Raw genomic sequence first — 23662 nt, forward strand, 5'->3', positions numbered from 1 at the left:
CGCCGAACCGAGTCAGAGTGGAAGCACAGCCCTCAGTGGGGACGGTGGGCGCAGCCATGGACGTCACTGCCACAGAGGAGAGCGCGTTCCGGTTCCGCATCGACCGGCAGGGCGAGATGCGGGTGCCGGGTGTCGTCTTCGCCAGCCGCGAGCTGCTGCCCCAGGCGACCGGTGACCGGGCCCTGGAGCAGGTGGTGAACGTGGCGACGCTGCCGGGCATCGTCCGTGCCTCCTTCGCCATGCCCGACGTGCACTGGGGCTACGGTTTTCCCATCGGCGGGGTGGCCGCCACGGAGGTCGACGCCGGCGGAGTCGTCTCGCCGGGCGGCGTCGGCTTCGACATCTCCTGCGGTGTCCGGCTGCTGGCCGCCGGCATCCAGCGGACGGAGCTGGCCCCGCGCCTGCGGAGCCTGATGGACGTCCTCGGGGACACCACCCCGCGCGGCGCGGGCCGTGGCGGACTGTGGAAGCTGTCCGGACGCGCACAGATGGAGAAGCTGCTGACCGGCGGCGCCCGGTACGCGGTCGAACGGGGCCACGGCGTCCCGCGGGACCTGAGCCGCTGCGAGGACTGCGGGGCTCTGACCAGCGCCGACCCGGAGCAGGTCGGGCAACGTGCCGTGGAACGCGGGCTGCAGCAGGTGGGCAGCCTCGGCTCGGGCAACCACTTCCTGGAGGTGCAGGCGGTGGACCGGGTGTACGACGAGCGGACGGCGTCCGCGTTCGGTCTGCGGGAGGGACAGGTCTGCGTGATGATCCACTGCGGCTCCCGTGGCCTCGGCCACCAGGTGTGCACCGATCACGTCCGGGTCATGGACCACTCGCTGCGCGCCTACGGCATCGAGCTCCCGGACCGGCAGCTGGCCTGCGCGCCCGTCGTCTCCCCGCCCGGCCGCGACTACCTCGGGGCGATGGCCGCCGCCGCGAACTACGGCCGCGCCAACAGGCAGCTGCTCACCGAGGCGGCACGCCGTGCGTTCGCGAGCACCGTCGGTGTGGATGTGGACCTGGTGTACGACGTGTCCCACAACATGGCCAAGATCGAGACCCACGAGGTGGACGGGGTGCCGCGTCCGCTGTGCGTCCACCGCAAGGGCGCCACCCGTGCCCTGCCGCCCGGCCATCCCGATCTGCCGGAGGATCTCGCCGAGGCCGGCCAGCCCGTCCTTGTGCCCGGCACGATGGGAACCGCCTCGTACGTCATGGTCGGTACGCCCGGCAACGACGCTTTTCTGTCGGCCTGCCACGGCGCGGGACGGGTGTGGAGCCGCCACCGGGCGCTGCGCGAGGTCCGCGGTGAGCAGGTACGGGACATCCTCGCCGCCCGCGGCATCGCCGTCCGGCCCTCCTCCTGGCGCGGCCTCGCCGAGGAGGCGCCCGCCGCCTACAAGGACGTCGACGCGGTCGCCACCGCCACCGTGGGCGCGGGGCTGACCACGTTGGTCGCCCGGCTGGTCCCGCTCGGTGTCGTCAAGGGATGAGCCCCGGTCACACATCGAGCGTGACCGAGCACCGCCAGCCGTCCTGCCCACGAGCGAGCGTCAGGCCGTGCAAGGTGACCGCCTTCGGCGCGGCCCCCAGCACCGGAAGCGCCCCGATGTCCGCCATGCACAGCCGGGCCCGCAGACCGCCGGATACGGCCGTCAACTGCACGTCGACCGGGACTTCGTCATGGGTGTCGAGCCAGTAGACGACCTCTTCCAACAAGGTCACCAGCAGATCCTCGTCCGTGTCCGCCCGCAGCACGACGTCCCGCCGACGCGTGCCGACCGCACCGGCCAGGTCCAGGAAGGATCCGCACATCCCCCGCACCGCCTGCGCCAGGCACGCCTCGCGGGTCGGCCCCCACGCCTCGACCCGCAGATCCGCGGTGTGCGGAACGCTGCGGTGCCCGCCGAGCAGCGGGGAGCCCTCCGGCCGCTCCATGTGCGCCTCCCTCGTGCGGCGGTCCCCACCGGGGAACGAGCTCGTCCCCTCGCATCCAAGGGTCTCGCTTCCAAGGGTGCTGTCCGCCGCACGGCCGGCAACCGGGCCCGCTGCCCGGCCTAGGCGCCCCCCTCTGCTGCCGGTTCGGCGAAGGCGCCGGCCGCCGCGGCCAGGGCCGCGGTTCGGGCCGCGCTGCCGGGGAGTCGCGGATCGGGGGGCGTGCCGAGGAGCAGTAGTTGGTGGTACAGCGGGGCGGTGGCGGCGATGAGCAGTGGCCGGGCGGCGGTGTGCGAGGGGAGTTCGCCACGCCGGACGGCCCGGTCGACGACGATCTCGCAGCGGGCGTACCGGTCCTCCCAGAGCCGCCGTTGGGCGTGAGCGGCCTTCTCGGAGCGGAACGAGGCGGCGATCAGGGCCGTCACGATCGGTGGCTGCCCGGTCAGGGCTGTCTGGATCTCCTCGTTCAGCCCTGTCAGGTCGCCTTCCAGGGAGCCGGTGTCCGGTGGCTGCCAGTCATCGTCGCTCGCCGCGTCGAGAACGTCGGCGAGCAGGCCGCCGACGTCTCCCCAACGCCGGTACACCGTGGTGCGGTGCACTCCGGCGCGGGCGGCGACACCGTCCGTGGAGAGCCCGTCATAGCCGTGTTCGCCGAGTTCCGCGAGGACCGCGTCGAGCACCTGCCTGCGAATACGCGCGGTGCGGCCGCCGGGGCGGCGCCGGGGCGGCGTGGGCCGGACGCCTTCCGGTTCGGGGGCTGCGTCCGGGGTTCGTTCCGGGTCTGGTTCCGGGGCTGCTTCTGGGTCCGTCGGAGTCATCGCTGAAATTCCGTTTGCTCTCGGGGACTTCGCTGTGGCAACATCTTAAAGCATCAGTTGTCGCACTAGTGGAGTGATCGGTGTTCCTTCAAGGCATTCGCCCGGCCCCGCGGTCCTTGACGCCCGCCTCGTTCTCGAATGCTTTGGAGTCCTCGCATGCCCACACAGATCACTGCACTCGCCGTCAGCAAGTCCTTCAACGGCAGGCTCGTCCTTGACTCGGTGACCTGCTCGCTCACCGCGGGCGAACGCACCGGGATCATCGGTGAGAACGGTTCCGGCAAGTCCACCCTGCTGCGTCTGCTCGCCGGGCGTGAACGGCCCGATCAGGGCGAGGTCGTCGTCCAGGCCACCGGTGGCGTCGGCTATCTCGCCCAGGACGAGCGGCTGGAGCCCGCGGCGACGGTCCAGCAGATCGTCGACCGGGCCCTGAGCGACCTGCGCACCGTCGAACAGCGCATGCGCCGCCTGGAAGCCACGATGGCCGACGGCGACGAGTCGGTCATGGCCGAGTACGGCGAACTGCTGACGGTCTTCGAGCTGCGCGGCGGCTACGACGCCGACGCCCGTGTCGAACGCGCGCTGCACGGTCTCGGCCTGGGACTGGTGGCCCGGAACCGCACCGTGGGCAGCCTCTCCGGCGGCGAACGCGTCAGGTTGCGGCTGGCGGCCGTCCTCGCGGCCGCGCCCGAGGTGCTGCTGCTGGACGAGCCGACCAACCATCTCGACGACTCCGCCATGAGGTGGTTGGAGGAACACCTGCGTTCCCGTCGCGGCACCACGGTCGCGGTCTCCCACGACCGGGACTTCCTGGACCGGGTTTCCACCACCCTGCTGGAGGTGGACGCCGACCGGCGCCGCGTCGTCCGGTACGGCAACGGCTACACCGGCTACCTCACCGAGAAGGCCGCCGCCCGGCAGCGCTGGGCCCAGGCACACGACCAGTGGCAGGCCGACATCGACCGGCTCCGCGAGACCGCCGCGACCACCGCCCGCCAGGTGGCCCCCGGCCGTCCGATGAAGGACGGCAACAAGATGGCCTACGACCGGGCAGGCGGCCGGGTGCAGCAGTCACTGGCCAGCCGGGTGCGCAACGCCGAGGAGCGGCTGCGCCGCCTCCTTGCCGACCCCGTCCCGCCGCCGCCCGAGCCGCTGCGCTTCACCCCCGTACTGCGGGCCCGCCAGCTGCAAGGTGTCGTGCTCGACGCCGCCGGCATCGCCGTCAGAGACCGACTCGACGGTACGAGCCTCACCGTCAAGGCGGGCGAGCACCTGCTGATCACGGGGCCGAACGGAGCGGGCAAGAGCACCCTGCTCCGGGTCCTGGCCGGGGAGGTCGCGCCCGACAGCGGGAGCGTCACCCGCCGCGGCAGGATCGGCTACCTCCCCCAGGAACCGCGACCCGGGGAACCGGACCGGACCGTACTGGCCGCCTTCGCCCGGGGACGGGCAGGGGAAGCCGCCGGGCACACCGAACGGCTGCTGTCCCTGGGCCTGTTCGACCGCGACCAGCTCGCGCTGCCGGTCGGACGGCTGTCCACCGGGCAGTTGCAGCGCCTGGCCCTGGCTCGGCTGCTCAGCGAGCCGTCGGACATCCTGTTGCTCGACGAACCGACCAACCATCTGTCGCCCGGCCTCGTCGAGGAGTTGGAAACCGCTCTGACCGGCTACGACGGCACCCTCGTCATCGTCAGCCACGATCGCCGGCTGCGACGGCGCTGGCGGGGCACCCACCTGCCCGTGCAGGCGACCCCGACGCCCGCCGCCACCAGTGTCTGAGGCCAGGCCCAGGCACACCCGCTCGCACGCACACCCACAGACACCTCTCCTGCCTCCAGGAAGGAAACCCTCCGTGACACCGCCTGTTCCCGCCGACCCGACCGTGCTGCATCCGATGCCCGGGCAGCCGCGGGTGGTGCTGCTGAAGCCGCTGATCACCTCGCCGCTGATCGAGGTCGGAGACTTCTCCTACTACGACGACCCGGACGATCCGACCGCCTTCGAAACCCGCAACGTGCTGTACCACTACGGGCCGGAACGGCTGGTCATCGGGAAGTTCTGCGCGCTGGGCGAGGGCGTACGGTTCATCATGAACGGCGCCAACCACCGCATGGACGGCCCCTCCACCTTCCCTTTCCCCATCATGGGCGGTGCCTGGTCCGAGCACTTCGACCTCATCACCGGCCTGGCCGGACGGGGTGACACCGTGGTGGGCCATGACGTCTGGTTCGGATACCGGTCCATGGTGATGCCCGGCGTCCGCATCGGCCATGGAGCGGTCATCGCCTCCGGCTCCGTCGTCGTCGACGACGTCCCGGCCTACGGCATCGTCGGCGGCAACCCCGCCCGGCTCATCCGCCGCCGCTACAGCGACGCCGACATCAACCGCCTGCTCACCCTTGCCTGGTGGGACTGGCCGCTGGAACACCTCACCGAACACCTCCGCACGATCATGTCCGGCAGCATCGACGACCTGGAGCAGGCGGCGCCCAGGCCCGCGCACGGGTGATCCCGCGTTCCAGCACGTCAGAGTTGGTTCCAGAGCTTGGGAATCGAGTTATCCATATGCCTGCGTCTTCCCACCACAACCCGTTCGCCGACTGGCTTCGTACCCACGCCGTCCGCCTCACCCACCTCGACCGGGAGGCGCCGCTCGACGACCTGGAGCCACTGCGCTCCCTCGTCGGCGATGCCCGCGTCGTCGCGATCGGCGAAAGTTCCCACTTCATCAACGAGTTCGCCGTCATGCGCGAGCGCATCCTGCGGTTCCTGGTCGAACGGTGCGGCTTCACCGTCCTGGCCTTCGAGTACGGCTTCAGCGAGGGCTTCCCCCTTGACGCGTGGGCCCAGGGCGAGGGAACCGACGACGGTTTGTCGGATCACCTCGCCGCGGCGATCCCCGTGGGACTGGACGAACCGCTGCGCTGGATACGCAAGCACAACCGCACAGCCGCACAACCCGTCCGCTTCGCCGGCGTCGACATCCCCGCTGCCGGCGGATCCCTGCTGCCCGCCCTGACCCCGGTCGCCGACTACCTGCGCCGGACCGACCCCGCAATGCTGCCGACGGTCCGAACCGCCATGCGCATCGCCGAATCGTTCGCCGGTGGCTCCGGAGCCGTCGCCGCGCCCGCCTGGGCACGTCTGACCAGCGCCGAACAGGACACCCTCAGCGCGACCCTGATGCGCCTGCTCATCCGCTTCCGCTCCGTCGAGCCGCTGTACGTCTCCCGCAGCGACCAACACAGCTACGACATCGCCCTGCAACGCCTCGAAGGCGCCTGCCACGCCGACTACACCTTCCGTGCGATGGCCGACCTCTTCGCCGGGAAGGGACTGGCCGCCGACACCTCGGCCCGGGACGTCTACATGGCCGGGTCGGTCCTGTGGCACCTGGCCCACCTCGAACCCGGAACCCGCGTCGTGCTGGCCGCCCACAACGCCCACATCCAGAAGTCACCGATCTCCTTCGACGGCCACCTCACCGGTCTCCCGATGGGACAACACCTGCACCGCGCGCTCGGCGACGACTACTTCGCGCTCGGCCTGACGAGCACCACCGGACACACCGCGGACATGCCCCGCGACGAGAACGCACGCTTCGGCTTCACCGTCCACGCCACCGCCCTGGAGCCGCCCGAGCCGGGCAGCATCGAGGCCGCCTTCGCCGATGCCGAACTCGGCCTCAGCATTGCCGACTTCCACCAGGCACGCACGGAGGCCCATGACAACGCCGGCCTCGCGCCGGTCCCCGACCGCATCCGCATCCAGAGCGCCTATATGAACAGCCCCGTCCTGGAGGCGTTCGACGCCATCCTCCACACCCCGACCTCCACCGTGGCCGACAACCTCGAAGACCTGTGAGACCGAAGACGCATGAGCTCACAGGCATGTGAACTCACGGCGCCAGCACGTGCCGCAGATACGCCCGCGGGTCGCTGAGATACCGACGCCAGTGGTCCACCAGCCCCAGCTCCGCCCACTCCACCGACCGCATCCCGTGCTCACCCACCTCCACGATCTCCGCACCGGGCAACGCGGTCAGCAGCGGAGAGTGCGTGGCACAGACAACCTGCGCGCCGGACCTTCCCAAGTCGTCCATCAGCGCGACCAGTTCAAGGCACGAGGAGAACGACAGCGCCGCCTCCGGCTCGTCCAGCACATACAGGCCCCGCTGGGCGAACCGCTCCCGGAAGGCCAGCAGAAAACCCTCCCCATGGCTCATCTCGTCCGGATGCCGGGAGATCCGCTGCGTGGCCCGCTCGCCGCTCAGTGCCTCCAGCGCCGTCTCCGCCCGCAGGAAGAATCCCCGCCGGCGGACCCGCGGCGCCCGCACCATCGCCCGCCCCTCCCGCGTCGGATCGAACCGCATCCGGCCACCCAACGGGGACACCTCCCGCGAACTGGCGTACTTGTAGCCCGCCGACCCACCGTACGAATCCAGTCCGAACCCCTCCGCCAGCGCCTCGGCCAGCGTCGACTTCCCCGAGCCGTTCTCACCCACCAGAAACGTCACCGGCGCCCGGAACGCCAGCCCCTCCGCCACCAACTGGCGCACGCACGGCACCGTCCAGGGCCAGCCCTCCTCGGCTGCCCCCGCCCCTTCCGGAAGATCCACATAAGCCCGCTCGATCAGCATGTCCCCAAGCTCTCACAGCCCACTGACAACGCGGCCCCGCACACCGCACCGCACCCTCCTGGGTGCCGCTCCCCCACCGCCCGACGCCGGACAACCATGCAATGATCTCGATCGACGACCGAGCACGGCCTGATACACAACCTTGGGACGGCCGATACGAGGGCAACCTAGCTTGCTGGTCATGGGCGTTCCCCAACGCCCGGCAAGGTCCGGGCAGTCCCGGACGCCAGACCACACGCATCCGTAAAGGAGCAATCATGCGTACGCAGGCCAAGCCTTCCGCCCGACGTGGGAAGCGCACCGCGCTCCGCACCACCCTTGCTGTCGCGGTCACCGGCGCGGCCGTCGCCCTGCCGGTCGGGGCGGCATCCGCCATGCCGACGGACTACGTCAAGCAGGTCAAGGTCGACAGCGGCGACACCCTCACACTGGACGGCAACACCGACACCGTCACCGTCAAGGATCCCGAGCACGGCGTCACGGGCACGTTGAACGTGAACAAGACCGGTCCGATACAGAGCCGGATGGACCCGAACGGGACGTACACGCTGGTCTTCCCGAAGCCTGCGGCGCAGGCCGATGCCACACCCAAGGTCGTCTACAAGCACGACGGCAAAACGGTGAAGACCTTCACCTTCCCCAAGGCCCCGGCAGACCTCGGCTGACCCTCTCCGACGTAACGGCGGCCCCCGGCTCGATTCCTCGAGCCGGGGGCCGCCGGCGTGTGGTCTGTCGTCCGTGGTCTGTGGTCCGTGGTCTGTGGTCTCGCGCCGCGGCGGCCCGGACAGGTCGGTTATTGGGGCCGCTCGGGGAGAGGCGGGAGGTGGAGTTCGGCGACCGCTCCGCCGTCGGGGGCGTTGGAGAAACGGAGGGTGGCACCGAGGACATGTGCCTGGCCCGTGGCGATGGTCAGGCCCAGGCCGTGGCCGGTCCGCTTGCCCGCGTCGGACCCGCCCGACTGGCTCCGGAAACGCTGCGGCCCCTGGTCGAGAAGATAGGCGGGGTAGCCGTCGCCGTGATCGCGCACGGTGATAACCGGGGCGTCGACGGTGACCACGACGGGCGCGCGGCCGTGCTTGTGGGCGTTGGCGACGAGGTTTCCCAGGACGCGTTCGAGCCTGCGCCGATCGGTCTCGACCTGGTCGTCCCCCACGACACGGACCTCGGTGGTGGTGCCGGTGGCCCGTACCGCGCGCTCGGCCAGCGGGCCCAATTGGTGGACGTCGATGTCCGCGCTCTCGACCTGGGCGTCGAGCCGGGAGATCTCCAACAGGTCCTCGGTCAGCCCGCGCAGTGCCTGGACGCGGTCGCGCACCATTTCCGTCGGACGGCCGGGCGGCAGCAGCTCGGCCGCCGAGTGGAGACCGGCGAGCGGGGTGCGCAGCTCGTGGGAGACGTCGGCGGTGAATCGCTGTTCGCTGTGCAGTCGGGTCTGGAGACTGGCGGCCATCGCGTCGAGCGCGGTCGCCACGGCGGCGGCCTCGTCCTGAGCCCGGTCGGGGCAGCGGGAGCGGGGGTCGTTGACGCGGGCGTCGAGATCGCCGGTGCTGATGCGCCGGGCGACGCGGGCGGTGTGGTGCAGTCTGCGGGTGATGCGGGAGACGGAGATCAGTCCGGCCCCCAGGGTGAGGGCGATCGCGGCGGCGGCGGAACCGGTGATGGCCGCGTCCAGGCCGCGGAGGGAGGCCGCCTGTTCGCTGTAGTCCAGCCGCAGCGCGAGCACCTTTCCGCCGGTCGTGGGGGTGGCGGCCCACATCACGGGGCGGCCCTGGTGGGTGCCGAGCTGGGTCCCGCGCTCGTGCCGCCGCACGGTCATCTCGCGGAGCGGAACGGGGAGGTCCGGCGGATTGACCGAGATGTTGCGGTCGAGGGGGGTGCCGGCGACGTACGCGGACTTGTTGCGGTCCAGTTCCGCCAGCGCCGTGTGGCGGGCACGGTCCTGGGTCTGCCGGTCGACCAGGACATGCACCAGGATGCCGAGCACCGCGGCGAGCAGGCAGCACATCACGGTGATGAAGACGGCGGCCTTCCAGTAGAGCGTCGCCGTCCAGGCATGCAGCCACCTCGGCGGACGGGGGCGGGGAGTGCGCATGCTCACCTGCCCGACGGGATCGCGGAGGACGGGGCCCGTCGGCCGTAGCCCACGTCCTGGATGGTCATGACCTGGTGCCGCGGATCCCAGACATAGACCGTGCGGCTCTCGTAGCCGGGCGCGTCGCCTGGTTCGTGGATGACCAGCTTGTGGTCGGCGACCTCCACCAGCTGCGGCGAACTGGTGGAATCCAGGATCGAGGTCACCACCCCGTTCTTGAGCGTGTAGGCGTACATGATCAGGAGGTTGCTTCCGCTCCGGACGCCGATGATCAGCTCGTCCTTGCCGTCGCCGGTCAGGTCGTGGTACTCGGGGGCTCGTATCGGGCAGGATGCCGAGCCCGGCTTGTCGGCACAGGAGCGGATCTTGCGCTCCTCGTCCTTGTCGAAGACCGCCTGATCGTGACGCTTGTCCAGGTCGATCTGCGCCAGGAGGACGGAGCCCGCGGAGACCTTCCGGATGTCGCCGGACGGCACCTTCGGCAGCGCGGTCAGCGGCTGCGGCTTCTCCTCCCCGCCCGTCTGCGGCGGCATCGCCGGCGCGGGCTTGCTGCCGGGCCACAGCGCCACCGGGCCGGTGACGGGGTCGGCAGGCCCCGCGCTCTTGGGCGCACCGGCCTCCGTACACCCGCCGAGCAGCGCCGCGGTGCCCGCCGCCACAGCCGCCAGCGCCACCGCCCGTACGGCGGCCCGAGGCGAGCGCCTGCCGGGGTCGTGGGGCATTGCGCTACTCCCAGAAGGCCCGGAAGGCGCAGGGGCTGAGACGTGAGAAGGCAAACGTTCTCTCCGCATGGCTCCGCGACGATCCGACAAGTCCGGAAACGGTAACCCATCGGTCGCGCTCCAGGTCGTGGGCCAGGTCACAGGACGGTATCCACTGGGGCGGGAAGCGGACTGCCCCATCTCTCTGTGCTCGCCGCGTGACACATTGCGACGACTGGGGCGCCCCGCTCACCGGCTACCTCGTCCAGCTTGGCCCCAGACACTACCGGTCGGCTAACGCGGCACTAACGCACCGCTAAACCGGCCAGGGCCGGCCCGGCTCACCGGGCGGCGCCCGGATCTCTGGTTTCCGCCCACAGGTGGCGCGGTCCGCGAGGGAAGATGAGCGGATGGTTGCCAAGTCGCGTGCTCATTCGTTCAATTCGGTGGCCGCCCAGTACGAGGCGAGCCGCCCTTCGTATCCGGCCGCGCTCTTCGACGTGGTCGAGGAGTTCCTGGGGCGTGCTCTGACGGGTGTCCGGGTCGCGGACGTGGGGGCGGGCACGGGGATCGCGACTGCGCTCCTGCGTGAGCGGGGCGCTGACGTGATCGCCGTGGAGCCGGGGGAGGCGATGGCCGTCGAGTTTCATCGGGTGCTGCCGGAGGTGCCGGTCGTCCGGGGTGACGGCAATGCCCTTCCGCTCGCCGATGCGTCTCATGACCTGGTCACGTATGCGCAGTCGTGGCAGTGGACCGATACCGGTCGTTCGGTCCCGGAGGCGCTGCGTGTGCTGCGGCCCGGCGGTGCGCTGGCGATCTGGTGGAACACCACGGCCTTCGACGTGCCGTGGCTGGGTGCCCAGCACGAGCGCATCGCGCGGCATTGCGCAGTGCCCCCGCGTCCCTCGGTCCGTCCCGACGATCGCGAAGCCATCCGGCTCGCCGGCCTGACCGGCCTGCGGGTCGTGCGTCGGCAGATCCGCTGGCAGCGCACGGTCTCCCTCGAGACGCACCTCGCCAACATCGGCAGCCGCTCGGCGTTCCTCGTCCTCGACCAGGCCGCGAACCGAGCCTTCTTCGACGAGGAGCGCCGGCGGCTGCGCGAGGTTTTCCCCGCGGAGGCGGTGGAGGAGACCTATGTCGTCGATCTGCTGGTGGCCGGTCGGCCGTGAGCCGGGGGCCTACGCTCGGCGCTTTTCGAAGCGGAGGAATGCCTGGCGCATGCTGCCGGACTTCCATTCGGCTTCCAGTTCGTGCTGCATGGCGAGCGAGATGCGCAGGCGTCGGCGCTCCTCGCTGTCGATCTTCTCGCTGCCGTGGTTGTCCAGTGTGGCCCGGGTCCAGTCGATGCTCTCCCGCCAGAAGGGGGTGGTCTCGGCGGTGATGTCGACGTCGTCGACCAGGGTGAAGCCCGCTGCGGCCGCGGCCGCCGCATACTCGTCCACGGTGCCTGGGCGGGCGTGGAAGTAGTCGGCCCAGACAACCGCTCCTCGTGGGCGCAGGGGGAAGATGTCCTCGATGCAGACGCTGCCGCCGGGGCGGATGAGCCGGGCCAGGCGTTGGAACCAGGGGCCGCGGGCGATCTGGCAGCTGCTCTCGATGGCCACCGCGGTGTCGTACTGCCGGTCCACCGGTACGTCGGTGGCATCGCACACGAGAGTGCGGATGCGGGCGTCCACGCCGGCCTGTCTGGCGAAGTCGTGCAGGATCGGCGGATGTTCGGGGGCGATGGTGACGGCGGTGACCTGCGCGCCGTACTCCTGGGCCCAGAAGAGGGAGCCGCCGCCGAGGCCACAGCCGACGTCGAGCACGGTGCCGGTGAAGCGCCTGGGCGCGTCCCAGAGTTCCGCCGCGTGCCGCAGGTGGAGCTCCTGGTGGTGCCAGATGCTGTGGCGGACCGTCTCGGGCGGGGTCCCGGCGGCGTGGGTGGGCGCCGTGCGGTCGGCGTAGTAGCCCAGGTGGTAGTGGACACGCGGGCCGGGCCCGTACTTGTGCTTGAGCTTGGCCGTCATGCCGTCGTAGTAGCCGCTCAGCACCGCGGGGTCGAGTTCCGGGTCGAGTTCGGTGACGTGCACGTCAGACTCCTTGCCTGTGGTGGGTGCCGGCCGAGGGGACGGGAAGGTGGGCCAGGACGCGGGCGGGCGGGACGATCGCGCGGCTGGGGTCGCAGATCGCGCCGAGCCGGGCTCGGGGGCTGGTGAGGGCGGGGAGCCGGTCGGTCCACTCGTCCACCGTCAACCGGGCCGAAGTGAGGCGGCAGCGGGCCTTGGCCGTGGTGTGCAGCAGCGCGCCGTCGCGGGTGCCGAAGAACCAGAGCGGCACCGGCAGTCGCCCCAGGCCGGTTTTGCCCGGTGACCAGGTGAGGGTGGTGAGGGGGCCGTTGTCGTCGCTGACGCGGACGTGGTGGTGGCCCCAGTCGAAGGTGGCGAGTTTCTTCGGCAGGCCCCAGAGGTGGACGCCGCCGAGGAGCGCTGGTTCGTTGTCGACCCAGATGTGGCGGATTTCCAGGCCCGGGCGGAGGCCCCGGTGTGCGTAGGCGGCCAGCACCAGTTCGCTGTAGTCCAGTGTGCCCTGCCGGTAGCGGCCGAGGAACAGCAGCATGCGGCGGTCGAGGAGGTGGCGCACGCCGCTCATCGGGGTGAGCGGGTGCCGGGCCGTCACCTGTCCCAGTACGATGCGCCCGCCCAGGATCCATGGTGCGTCCGGGTACGCCTGGTCCGGCGGTGTGGGTGCGGATGCTTCCCGCATGGGCTCAACTCCCTGTGATGTGGTGGTGCCAGCTGCGGTGTGCGTAGTCCCGTCGCCCCGGTCCGCCGAGTTCCATGAGCCTTCGCAGACCGGTGGGGAAGAGGTCGTGCAGGAGGTAGAGCGCCGGCAGGTAGCCGGGTACGTCGAGGGTGTCGCGGGGGCTGCGCAGTGCGCGGATGACGCCGCGTGCGATGTCCGGCGGTACGGAGTAGGGCAGGAAGTCGGCCAGTCGCGGCATGCGTGCGGACGGTACGTGGTGTTGGAAGAAGCCGGTTCCCGCGACCGCTCCCGGCCGGACGAGTGTGGCGTGCAGGGGCGAGCCGCGCAGCTCGATCTGGAGGATCGCGGTGAACGCCTCCAGTGCTGCCTTGGCGGCGGCGTAGGCGGCGGAGGGTCCCTTCACATGGACGCGTCCCACCGACGAGCCCACGGTGACGATGTGCCCCCGTCCCGCCGCGCGCATCAGGGGCAGAACGGCCTTGGTGGCGTAGAGGGTTGCCCCGTAGGCGGTGGCCATCGTCCGCTCGGCGTCCTCGACGGACATGATCTCCAGAGGTTCCCATCGCACGAAGGCGGCGTTGTTGACGAGGACGTCGACGCGGCCGGCGCTCTGGTGTCCCGCGGTGATCCAGCGTTCGAGTGCGCCGCGGTCGGTGGCGTCGCACTCGGCCAGTACGAGCCGCTCGGGCCAGGGAAGGCGGGCGGTCTCCTCGGTGGCGCGGGCGAGGCTGTCTTCGGAGACGTCACAGACATGTACGGTCGCCCCGTGGTCGGCCATGGCCACCGCGACGGCCCAGCCGATGCCCTGTGCACCTCCTACGACCAGGCAGGTCGCCCCGGTCAGAAAGTCTCGGTCCGGTGCGCGTCCGCTCAGCACTCGTTCACCTTTCCTTTCGTGTCATGGGCGGGCCCGGCTCGCCGGAGAGCCGCCTGTGTGCAGGCCACGACGGAATGGCGGTTGGTGATGGGCCACGCCGCGCGTTCGGCCCGTGCTCTCAGCCTCTGGTCGGGTTCGAAGGCCATGGGAATTCCGACCAGGTGCAGAACCTGTGCGTCGGCGGCCGAGTTGCCGAGGGCGTAGGAACGGGCGGCGTCGACGCGGTGGCCGCGCAACAGGGTGCGGAGCGTGCGTCGCTTGACGCCGGGAACTCCGGTGGGGAGTTGGACCCGGCCGTCGTACACACCGCCGGGTGCCGCCATGACGGCGCCCTGGCAGGTGCGCACGCCCAGGCGGTCGGCCATCGCCTGGATCACCTCGTGCGGGCTGCCGGAGAGCAGCACGATGTGCAGCCCGTGTGCCCGCAGTGTCGCCAGGAGGCCGGGGACGAAGGGGAACAGGTCTCCTTCCACCCTGCGCCAGGTACGACGGGCGGCGTCGGCGACGTGCGTCGCGGGCAGCCCGGCGAGCACGGCGGCGAAGCCGTCGTTGGCCGCGGCGATCGTGCGCGCGGAAGAGGTGCCCCGTTCCGTCCGGCTCCGGTCCACGAGCGCGTTCAGCGCGCTCACGTCGGTTGCCTGGCACGCGCCGTCCTGGTTCAGGGTCCGGAGGAGTTCGATGCCCAGCATCGATGGTGTGAGGGTGCCGTCGACGTCCAGCACGGCGATCGCACGTGATCCCGAGGCCATACGTACAGGCTCTGATCCACGTGGGGTACGGACCAGTAGGTCTTCGGACAGTGGTGATCGGGGCTTGATCGGCGTACTTGCACAATGCCGTCGGTTGGGGGGTCGGGTGCCTGTCCAGGCACCCGAGGAGTGTGGAGAAGCCGCGAAGTCCCCAGGTGACCTGGGGACTTCGCGGGTTCGGCGGCGGTTCAGCCGGCCGGTGGGGGCGTGATCAGACGGCGAACCAGACGCGTTCGATGTGGTTCTCGCCGACCTCGTAGAGGGCGACGGCGGCGCGGACCTCGTCGCCCTGGAAGCCGGAGACCCGCTCCTGGTCGATGACGATGCGGCCGTGGGTCACCCGGGAGACGAGTTCGGCGTGCAGGTCGGGGCTGGCGTCGAAGAGGGCGCGGTAGCGCTCGCGGAAGGCCGGGCCCGAGCGGTCGGCGAGCACCTCGCCGGAGGGGAAGGCGTGGACCGGGACGTCCTCGACGTAGTAGCTGAGGAAGGCGTCGAGGTCGCGGGCGTTGTAGGCGGCGAGCTGGCCGTCGACGATCTCTTCGGGGGTCATGGGAACTCCGTAGGTAGTTAGGCGACCGGCACGAGGGCGCGGCGGCGGGTGCGGGTGCGGATGGTCAGCAGCGCGCCGGCCAGGGCGATGCCGCCCACCACGTGGGCCAGGCCGAGCAGCAGCAGTCCAGTTTTCAACTCCAGCAGCAGGCCGACGAGTTGTTCGCCGATGCCGAAGACCAGGCCGAGGTAGAAGATCATGCTGGCACGGATCTGGCCGAGGTGCGCGGCGGGAGCCGGTTCGAGGATGCGGGCGTTGGTGAAGTGGATCCAGTAGGCGTTTACGAAGGTCAGCACCACGTAGAGAGCCATGTGGACGGGGAAGGCGGAGCGGCCGGCCAGGGCGCCGATCACACCACAGGCGATCAGGACGCCGGCGAAGGCCAGTGCCCAGCGGCGGGCCCGTTCGGGGTTCCGCAGCAGGGGGGCGGTCAGCCAGAACGCCAGTCCGTAGAAGAACCAGCCACCGGAGAAGGCGATGCTGGTCGGCACCAGTGTCTGGGCCTCGGCGATCACGCTGGCGTAGACCATCATGCCGGAGAGGCTGACCAGGAAGGCCAGTTGGAGGAGGTTCCACGGCCATAGTTGGGGCAGCCAGTAGCTGCGCACGGCGGCGGCGCCGCGGCGCAGGACGTGGCGCCACTCGAAGCCGAACTCGCCCTCGCCGGGCTCCGGTCGGGCCAGCAGCAGCCAGATCACCAGGAGCGAGGAGACGATGTCGAAGACGAGCGCGGTGACCAGGGTGTGCGCGGTCCAGGCGGGTACCGCCGCGCAGATGACGGCGGCGAAGACCATGGCGCCCTGCGGGGAGGTCACCATCTGGAGCACCGCGCCCTGGGCGCTGGAGCCGGAGGCGTCGGCGAGCAGGCGGTAGGCGAGGACGGAGCTCGCGCCCACCAGCGTGAACCGCAGCGCGGTCCAGACCAGGACGAAGTCCGGTCCTGCGGTGCCGAGCCAGGTCAGCAGGAGGAAGACCGCCGCCAGGGCCAGTTGCAGGGCCTGGAGCAGGGCGAACTTCCGGCCGATGCGGCCCCGGTCGGCCCAGACGCCGACCAGGAGCGCGCCGACCACCCCGAGCACCTGCCGCTCCATGCCCAGCAGGCCGACCAGTCCGTCGGAGTGGGTCTGTGCCTGGAAGTTCGGCACCAGCAGCAGCCACAGGACCGTCGATCCCAGTGAGCTGAGGAGGATGGTGGAGAACGTCGCCTTCATGTCACCGCCCCAGGGTGCCGGTCAGGGCGCTGCCGTCGAGCAGTGCCGGTAGCGGGACGTCGATGCCGAAGCGGTGGTGGAGGGCGTGGGTGAGGCGGAGGGTGGTCAGGGAGTCCAGGGTGGGCACGGTGCCGTCGGCGGGGGTGTCGCCGAGGAGTTCGGTCAACAGCTCGCGGAGGGCCGCCGGGTCGACGGTGTCGAGGCCGGCGGGGTACGCGGTCGGTGCCGGGCGGTCGTAGGGTTCGAGGTCGCCGTCGGCGGGCGCCGGGAGCTGGGCGAGGAGGGCGGTGAGGTCCGGACCCTCGCCCGGCTCCGGCCCCTCCCCCGGCTCGTGCAGCAGGTCGGCGAGGACTGCGCGGTAGACGCCGGCGACGGTGCGGACCGCGTCGCTGCCGAGGACGTGTGCCGCGGCGTTGAGGTTGATCCGCATGCGGCGGGTGAACAGGTCGGCGTTGAAGGTCACCAGCAGGGCGAAGTCGGCGTGCTCGAACCACTTCAGGTCGCCGATGACCTGCCCGCCGTCCGCCCCCAACTGGTCGGCGTACGCGGTGAAGTTGACGAAGTTGAACGCGGTCTCGACCAGGCGGCGCCCGCCCAGGGCCTGCTGGATGCCGGCGTAGGCGTAGCGGCGGTGCGGGAGGTGTTCGTGGCCGACGCGGTTGACCGCGGCGATCAGTTCGTCCCATGAGCCGTCGGTGGCCGTGCGCAGCGGCACGATGTTGAGGAAGAGGCCCACCATGCGGTCGGCTTCGAGGTGTTCGGGGCGGCCGTGGCCGAAGACGCCGGTGGTCACGTCGGTGGTGCGGGTGATCAGTGACAGGGCGCGGAAGTGCGCGGCCAGGCACAGGTGCTTGACGGAGACGCCGTGGCGGGCGGCGAGCGCGGTCAGTCGGTCGTACTGCCCCTCGTCCAGCAGGAGTTCGGCCTCCGCCCAGCGGCGTCCGGCCTCGGGCAGCCGGGGCAGCGTGGTGTCGGGGGCGTCGGCCAGCAGGCCGGTCCAGTAGTCCCGGGCCGCGGTGTCCTGCTGGGCGGCCAGGTCCAGGGCGACGTAGTCGCGGTAGGCCAGCGGTGCCGGCCGGTGCGGGGCCGGGGCGCGGCCGGCCAGGGCGTTGCGGTAGTCGCCCAGCAGCCGGGCCATCAGACCGGAGAAGCTCCAGCCGTCGATGATCGCGTGGTGGAAGCTGACCGAGAGGTAGAAGGAGTCGTCGGTCGCGCGGTGCACGAAGAACCGCATCTGGGTCGGCAGTTGCCAGTCGAAACCGGTGCTCTTCTCGTCCTCGAACCAGGCGTCGACGTGTGTGGCGCGCTGTGCCTGGTCGAGGTGGGTGAGGTCGTGGACGGTGAGCTGGACCCGGCCCCGGGGGTGCACCAGTTGCAGCGGGCGGCGGTAGCCGTCCAGCGCGAAGGAGGTGCGGAGGATCTCGTGGCCGTCGGCGTCGACCATGGCGGTCAGCAGCCCGGTCAGGGCTTCCTGGTCGAAGGGGAGGTCGACGCGGTAGCGGATCAGGTCGTGGAAGACCGCCTGGGCCGGCTCCAGGTCGGTGTGGAAGATCATGCCGAGCTGGAGCTGGGTGGCGGGGTAGGCGTCGACGACGTCCGCCGGGAGGCGCTCGCGGTCCGCGGCGTCGAGCAGGTCGAAGGGCCGGCTCTCGGGTGCCTGGGCCGACGGGTCGCCGGCGGCGGTGATCATGCCCTGGTCGGTCAGGGCGCGGATGGTCTGCAGGCGGAACAGCTCGTGCAGCGGCACCTCGTAGCCGGCGCGCCGGAGGGCGCCGACGAGCCGGATGCCCTGGAGGGAGTCACCGCCCAGGTCGTAGTAGGCGTCGTCGATGCCGACCCGCTCCAGGCCGAGGACGTCCTGCCAGACGGCGGTCAGGCGGGCCTCGGTGGCGTTGCGCGGCGCGGTGTGGGCACGGTCGGTGCCGCCGGAGTGGTCCTCGGGGTGGGGCAGCGCCCGGCGGTCGGTCTTGCCGTTGATGGTCAGGGGCCAGCGCTCGACCTCCACCAGGAAGCTGGGCACCATGTAGCCCGGCAGCCGGTCGGCGAGGTGGGCGCGCAGTTCCTGCCGGTCGAGGGTCTCGCCGGGCAGCGGGACGTAGTAGCCGGCCAGGGCCTTGCCGCCGGTGCGGCGGGTGAAGGCGACGACCAGGGCCGAGTCGATCCGCGGGTGGGCGACCAGCGCGGACTCGATGTCGCCGGTCTCGATGCGGTAGCCCTGGATCTTGACCTGGGCGTCGCCGCGGCCGAGGTACTCGACGTCGCCGCCGGGCAGCCGGCGGGCCAGGTCGCCGGAGCGGTAGGCGCGGGCCGGGCCGTGGCCGAGGTCGAGTTCGACGAACCGCTTGGCGTTCTCCTCGGGCCGGTTGAGGTAGCCCAGGGCGACGCCGCCGCCGGTGACCGCGATCTCGCCGGGGGTGCCCAGGGGCACCGGCCGGCCCAGGTCGTCGACGAGGTAGAGGCCGAGGTCGGGGATGGGTTCGCCGATCATGCTGCCGGGGGCGCGGGTGTCGGCGGTGCGCACCGGCCGGTAGGTGACGTGCACGGTCGTCTCGGTGATGCCGTACATGTTGACCAGCTCGGGGCGGGCGTCGCCGAAGTGCTCGAACCAGTCGGCCAGGCTCGCGAAGTCCAGCGCCTCGCCGCCGAAGACGACGTACCGCAGGCGGACGTCGTCGGGGCCGATGCGGTCCATCAGGGCCTGCTTGACCTGCCCGAAGGCGGACGGGGTCTGGTTGAGGACGGTGACGCCCTCGGCGACGACGAGGTCGGCGAAGTCCGTAACGGACCGGCTGACCCAGTAGGGGACGACCACGAGGTGGCCGCCGTACAGCAGGGCGCCCCACAGCTCCCAGACGGAGAAGTCGAAGGCGAAGGAGTGGAACAGGGCCCAGGTGTCGGCCTCGGAGAAGCCGTACCAGTGCTCGGTCCGGGAGAACAGGCGCAGGACGTTGCCGTGGGTCACCAGGACACCCTTGGGGCGGCCGGTGGAGCCGGAGGTGTAGATGACGTAGGCCGGGGAGTCGGCGGTCAGGCCGTGCTCCGGGCCGTGGTCGGCGCCCTCGCCGATGAGGGCGTCCAGGGCGTCCGCGGTGCCGGTGAGGGTGGCGCGGTCCGGGAAGAGCGCGCAGACCTCGGCGGTGGCCAGGACCAGGCGGACGCCGGCGTCCTCGACGGTGGTGCGGATGCGGTCCTCGGGGTAGCCGGGGTCGATCGGCACGTACACCGCGCCGGCCTTGAGGGTGGCCAGGATGCTCACGACCATCTCGACGTCGCGCTCCAGCGCCAGGGCGACGAGGTCGCCGGGGCGGACGCCGCGGGAGGCCAGGTGGTGCGCCAACGCGTTGGCGCGGCGGTCCAGTTCGCGGTAGGTCAGCCGCCGGCCGTCGCAGGAGACGGCGGTGGCGTCGCCGTGCTTGCCGGCCATGGCCGTGAAGCGGTCGACGAGGGTGGCGCTGCCGTCCAGTTCGGGGACGGTGGGCCGGGTGACGGCGGGCAGCAGCACGGCGCGTTCGTCGGCGGTGAGCGGGACGGTGTCGGCCCAGGGCCGTTCGCCGGCGTCGGCCAGTGCCTGGAAGCAGCTGCGGTAGTAGCCGAGGTAGCGGTCGATCTGCTCGGCGGTGAACTGCCCGGGGTCGTAACCGATGCGGTACTCCCAGCCGCCCTCATAGGCGTTGGCGCCGACGTAGACGACGAGCGGCGCGTTGGTCTGCTCGAAGTAGTCGACGGCGCGGACGGCGGGCCCGTCGGCCGGGGCGTCCTGCTGGTGGACGTGGAAATTGGTGAAGTTGAACAGCACGTCGAAGACCGGGCCGCCGTGCAGCTTCTGGATGGCCGGCAGCGGGTACCAGCGGTGGGGCTGCAGCCGCTGTTCCAAAGCGAAGCAGTGTTCTGCGAGTTCGCGCCAGCTCTGTTCGGTGTCGAGGTCGAGCCGGAACGGCAGGGTGTTGAGGAACATGCCCAGCGCGGTCTCGGCGCCGTCGACCTCCGGCCGGCCGTTGGCGACCAGACCGGTGGTCACCTGGCGCCGGTTGGCGACGAACGCCTGGACCCGCAGGTGGGCGGCGAGGAAGACGCTCTTGAGCGGGACGGACCATTCCTGGGCGCGGCGGCGCAGCGTCGCCAGCAGTTCCGGGTCCAGGGCGCGGGCGGCGACGACGACCTCGGAGGTGACCCCGTGGCCGCGGTCGGTGCCCAGCCGCGGCACCTCGGTCAGCTCGGCGCCGTCGAGCTCGGCCGCCCAGAAGTCCCGCTGGGCGGGGTCCTCCTCGGCGAGGCGCTCCAGGGCGGCGTACTGGGACTGGAGGGTCACCGCGGGGGCGGGGGTCTCGTCCCGGCCCTGGAGCAGGTCGCCGTAGCCGCGGACCCACTCCTCCACCAGGGAGGCGACGCTCCAGCCGTCCAGGAGGGCGTGGTGGAAGCTGAGGCCGAGGACGACGCGGTCGGGGGCGGTGACGAAGATCCGGACGCGGTAGACGGGGGCGGTGCCCGGGTCGACGGGGGTGCGCTTCTCCTGTTCGGCCCAGGCGGTGACGGCGGCGGCCGGGTCCGCGGCGGTGCGCAGGTCGGTGAGCTCCACCGGCAGCGCCGGGGCGTCCTCGACGACCATGTGGGGCCGGTCGAAGGTCTCCAGGTCGAAGCGGGCCCGCAGCACGGGGTGACGCTCCGTCAGTCGGCGCCAGGCGGTCACCAGGGCGTCGTCGTCGACGCGGGGGACGTCCACGTGGTAGCGGAAGATGTCGTGGTAGACGGGCACTTCGGTGTCCACGCTGCTGTGGTAGATCATGCCCTGCTGGAGCGCGGTGGCCGGCCAGGAGCCGGTGTCTCCGATCGTGGGCTCGGGCCGGGCCGTCTGCCGGGCCGGGCGCACCACGGCAGCGAGGTCGGCCAGTCGCTGGTGGGCGAAGACCTCGCCGACGGTGACCTCGTAGCCGGCCTGTCGCAGCGCGGCCACCACGCGGATGCCGAGGATGGAGTCGCCGCCCAGCGCGAAGAAGCTGTCCTGCGCGCCGATGCGGGCGGTGCCCAGGACGTCCGACCACACCGCGGCGATCAGCCGCTCGATGTCGGTGGCCGGCTCGACGTGCTGTTCTTCGGCGGGCTGCTGGGCCGGGCGCGGCAGGGCGGCCAGGTCGCGTTTGCCGTTGTGGTTGGTGGGGATGGCGGGGACGGTGACGACGAACTGCGGGACCATGTAGGACGGCAGCTCGGCGGCGAGCGCGGTGCGCAGCGCCGTCTCCTCGAAGCCTGCCCCGGCCACGACGTAGGCGCACAGCGCCTTCTCGCCACGGTCGCCCTCGACGGCCGCGACCGCGCACTCCACGACGCCGGCCACGCCGCCGGCGAGGTGCTCGATCTCGCCCAGTTCGATGCGGTAGCCGCGGATCTTCACCTGAGTGTCGAGCCGGCCGAGGTACTCCAGGATCCCGCCGGGCAGCCACCGGGCCAGGTCGCCGGTGCGGTAGAGGCGGCCGAAGCCCTCAGGCCCGGTCACGAAGCGTTCCGCGGTCAGCTCCGGTGCGTGCAGATAGCCGCGGGCCAGGCCGACGCCGGCGATGCACAGTTCGCCGGGCACCCCGATCGGGGCGGGTGCGCCGCCGCGGGTGCGCACCAGCAGCCTGATGTTGTCGATGGGCCGGCCGATGGGCACCGAGCGGGTGGTGTCGACGGTGTCGCAGTCGAAGTAACTGACGTCCACGGCGGCCTCGGTCGGGCCGTAGAGGTTGCTCAGCCGGGCCTGCGGCAGCGCCTCGCGGAACAGCTCGACATGGGCCGCGGCGAGCGCCTCACCACTGGCGAAGACCTGGCGGAGCGTGCGGAGTTCGGAGGTGGTGCCGGCGGCCCGGGTGAAGGTGAGGAAGGCGTGCAGCATGCTGGGCACGAAGTGCAGGGTGGTCGCGCCGCTCTCGGCGACCCGCTCGGCGATCCGCTCGGGGTCCTTCTCCGCGCCGTTGGGCAGGGTGGCGACCGAGGCACCGGCCAGCGACCACCAGAAGATCTCCCACACCGACACATCGAAGGTGAACGGCGTCTTGTGCAGGATGACGTCGTCGGCGCCCAGCGGGTACTGACGCTGCATCCACCACAGTCGGTTGACGATGGCGCGGTGCTCGACGACGACGCCCTTGGGACGGCCGGTGGAGCCTGAGGTGTAGATGACGTAGCAGGCGTCGTCGGGCCCGGTGACGGGGTCGAGGTCACCGTCGTCGGCCGACCTGTTCGCCGGGTCGTCGACGTCGAGGGTGGGGTGCGCACCGACCACATCGGCGGTGTCGCCGGTGGTGAGCACCAGTTCCGTGCGGCTGTGCTCCAGCAGGTAGGCGATGCGGTTGCCGGGCAGGGTGGGGTCGATCGGCAGGTAGGCGCCGCCTGCCTTGAGCACGGCGTAGATGGCGGTCAGCATCGCGGCGGACCGGGGGATGCAGACGCCGACGATGCTGCCGGCGGTCACGCCGCGGGCGCGCAGGGTGCGGGCCAGGCGGTTGGCGTCCGCGTTGAGCTGGGCGTACGTGGTCCCGCTGCCGTCGGCGACGGCGATCCGGTCACCGTGCTCGCGGGCCCGCTCCTCCAGGAAACCGTGCAGCAGCCGTCCACCAGGAAACTCCGTGTCCGTGTCGTTGAACTCGCCTTCCAGCAGGGCGAGTTCGGCGTCCGACGGGGCACGCAGGGCGTCGGTGGTGGTGTCCGGCGCGGCGGTGACGGTGTCGAGCAGCGTGCGGTAGACGTCCAGGAGGCGCTCCGCGGTGGCCTCGGTGAACAGCGTCGGGTCGTACCGCAGGGCCAGGCGCGGGTCGGCCCCGGTGGTCAGGGTGAACAGCAGGGGCGCACCGGCCTGGTCGGCATCCTCCGGGCCGAGGTCGCCGTCGACCGCGATCATGAAGTCGGTCGGGCGGCTGCCGGCGCGCTCCAGCAGATGCCGTACGGGCACGTCGAGATGGGCCGCCGCGTCGAGGTATCCGGCGCGGACGGCCCCGAGGAGCTGCTTGGCCGCGGTTTGCGCCGGTATGCGCACATCGAGCGGGATGGCGCGGTTGGGGGCGTCGAAGTGCTGTGGCGGCACCGGCAGTTGGACGACGACGTCGTCGCGGTCGGTGGTCCGCGCGGCGAGCAGTGCCAGCACGGTGGCGGCGACGGTGCGCAGCAGCACCGCGTCGCCCGAGGTGATCCGGGTCAGGGCGGCCGAGGTGGCCGGGTCCAGCGGGGCGCCGGTGGTGCGGTGTTCGCCGGCGCCGGGGCGCAGGTGGTCGCGGATGACCTGGACCGGTTCGGTCCAGCCCTGGCTGCGGGTCTCCCAGAACTCCTGCTGGCGGGGGTGGTTGCGGAGGGCCTGCTGGACCTGAAGTGCGCTGGTCATGGG

At 71.4% G+C, this 23662-nt stretch carries 18 protein-coding genes; 6 read left to right on the plus strand and 12 right to left on the minus strand.

The window, feature by feature from the left end:
* Window positions 1-56 precede the first annotated feature (56 nt).
* Window positions 57-1481 carry an RtcB family protein gene (locus ACRAS8_RS01020; protein WP_438483816.1) on the plus strand — a complete coding sequence of 475 codons (1425 nt, stop codon included), beginning with the start codon at window positions 57-59 and terminating at the stop codon, window positions 1479-1481.
* A gap of 7 nt (window positions 1482-1488) precedes the next feature.
* Here the strand turns inward: ACRAS8_RS01020 and ACRAS8_RS01025 are convergent, their stop codons facing one another.
* Both ACRAS8_RS01025 and ACRAS8_RS01030 read right to left on the minus strand, forming a co-directional pair.
* A complete protein-coding gene (locus ACRAS8_RS01025; RefSeq protein WP_438483817.1) occupies window positions 1489-1926 on the minus strand; it encodes an archease in 438 nt (145 codons plus the stop codon).
* Between the two features lie 119 nt (window positions 1927-2045).
* Window positions 2046-2741 carry a TetR/AcrR family transcriptional regulator C-terminal ligand-binding domain-containing protein gene (locus ACRAS8_RS01030; protein WP_438483818.1) on the minus strand — a complete coding sequence of 232 codons (696 nt, stop codon included), beginning with the start codon at window positions 2739-2741 and terminating at the stop codon, window positions 2046-2048.
* Window positions 2742-2897: 156 nt separating this feature from the next.
* Here ACRAS8_RS01030 and abc-f point away from each other — a divergent pair, with 156 nt between their 5' ends.
* The 3 genes from abc-f to ACRAS8_RS01045 all read left to right on the plus strand — a co-directional run bounded on the left by abc-f (window position 2898) and on the right by ACRAS8_RS01045 (window position 6605).
* Entirely contained in the window at window positions 2898-4520 is a 1623-nt protein-coding gene (abc-f, locus tag ACRAS8_RS01035) for a ribosomal protection-like ABC-F family protein (RefSeq protein ID WP_438483819.1), read from the plus strand.
* Between the two features lie 115 nt (window positions 4521-4635).
* Window positions 4636-5250, plus strand: a complete 615-nt coding sequence (locus tag ACRAS8_RS01040; protein ID WP_438490306.1) for a CatB-related O-acetyltransferase — start codon at window positions 4636-4638, stop codon at window positions 5248-5250.
* Window positions 5251-5306: 56 nt separating this feature from the next.
* Window positions 5307-6605 (plus strand): erythromycin esterase family protein, encoded by a 1299-nt coding sequence (locus ACRAS8_RS01045; protein WP_438483820.1) that lies wholly within the window; start codon window positions 5307-5309, stop codon window positions 6603-6605.
* Between the two features lie 34 nt (window positions 6606-6639).
* Here the strand turns inward: ACRAS8_RS01045 and ACRAS8_RS01050 are convergent, their stop codons facing one another.
* Complete coding sequence (locus tag ACRAS8_RS01050; protein WP_438483821.1) at window positions 6640-7380, minus strand: AAA family ATPase; 741 nt, start codon at window positions 7378-7380, stop codon at window positions 6640-6642.
* Between the two features lie 257 nt (window positions 7381-7637).
* On the opposite strand from ACRAS8_RS01050, the gene ACRAS8_RS01055 reads away from it, so the two are divergent.
* Entirely contained in the window at window positions 7638-8045 is a 408-nt protein-coding gene (locus ACRAS8_RS01055; protein WP_438483822.1) for a hypothetical protein, read from the plus strand.
* A gap of 128 nt (window positions 8046-8173) precedes the next feature.
* On the opposite strand, the gene ACRAS8_RS01060 is transcribed toward ACRAS8_RS01055, so the two are convergent.
* A complete protein-coding gene (locus ACRAS8_RS01060; RefSeq protein ID WP_438490307.1) occupies window positions 8174-9472 on the minus strand; it encodes an ATP-binding protein in 1299 nt (432 codons plus the stop codon).
* Between the two features lie 2 nt (window positions 9473-9474).
* Complete coding sequence (locus ACRAS8_RS01065; RefSeq protein WP_438483823.1) at window positions 9475-10194, minus strand: hypothetical protein; 720 nt, start codon at window positions 10192-10194, stop codon at window positions 9475-9477.
* A 389-nt stretch (window positions 10195-10583) separates the two neighbouring features.
* Here ACRAS8_RS01065 and ACRAS8_RS01070 point away from each other — a divergent pair, with 389 nt between their 5' ends.
* A complete protein-coding gene (locus ACRAS8_RS01070; RefSeq protein WP_438483824.1) occupies window positions 10584-11345 on the plus strand; it encodes a class I SAM-dependent methyltransferase in 762 nt (253 codons plus the stop codon).
* 9 nt (window positions 11346-11354) lie between these two features.
* Here ACRAS8_RS01070 and ACRAS8_RS01075 read toward each other — a convergent pair whose 3' ends face one another.
* The 7 genes from ACRAS8_RS01075 to ACRAS8_RS01105 all read right to left on the minus strand — a co-directional run bounded on the left by ACRAS8_RS01075 (window position 11355) and on the right by ACRAS8_RS01105 (window position 23659).
* On the minus strand, window positions 11355-12248 hold the full coding sequence (locus tag ACRAS8_RS01075; RefSeq protein WP_438483825.1) for an SAM-dependent methyltransferase: 894 nt from the start codon (window positions 12246-12248) through the stop codon (window positions 11355-11357).
* Window position 12249: 1 nt separating this feature from the next.
* Window positions 12250-12921 (minus strand): acetoacetate decarboxylase family protein, encoded by a 672-nt coding sequence (locus ACRAS8_RS01080; protein WP_438483826.1) that lies wholly within the window; start codon window positions 12919-12921, stop codon window positions 12250-12252.
* 4 nt (window positions 12922-12925) lie between these two features.
* Window positions 12926-13798 (minus strand): SDR family NAD(P)-dependent oxidoreductase, encoded by an 873-nt coding sequence (locus ACRAS8_RS01085; RefSeq protein WP_438483827.1) that lies wholly within the window; start codon window positions 13796-13798, stop codon window positions 12926-12928.
* Entirely contained in the window at window positions 13792-14547 is a 756-nt protein-coding gene (locus tag ACRAS8_RS01090; protein ID WP_438483828.1) for an HAD family hydrolase, read from the minus strand. Before ACRAS8_RS01090 ends, ACRAS8_RS01085 begins: the two co-directional genes overlap by 7 nt.
* Window positions 14548-14758: 211 nt before the next feature.
* Window positions 14759-15097, minus strand: coding sequence for a nuclear transport factor 2 family protein (locus tag ACRAS8_RS01095; protein ID WP_438483829.1), 339 nt, complete (start codon window positions 15095-15097; stop codon window positions 14759-14761).
* A 17-nt stretch (window positions 15098-15114) separates the two neighbouring features.
* The gene (locus tag ACRAS8_RS01100) at window positions 15115-16308 is read right to left on the minus strand and encodes a hypothetical protein (RefSeq protein ID WP_438483830.1); all 1194 of its coding nucleotides are present in this window, start codon (window positions 16306-16308) and stop codon (window positions 15115-15117) included.
* Between the two features lies 1 nt (window position 16309).
* A complete protein-coding gene (locus ACRAS8_RS01105) occupies window positions 16310-23659 on the minus strand; it encodes an amino acid adenylation domain-containing protein (protein WP_438483831.1) in 7350 nt (2449 codons plus the stop codon).
* Window positions 23660-23662 lie beyond the last annotated feature (3 nt).

This window comes from Streptomyces sp. S186 (assembly GCF_051603415.1).
Taxonomy (GTDB): Bacteria; Actinomycetota; Actinomycetes; order Streptomycetales; family Streptomycetaceae; genus Streptomyces.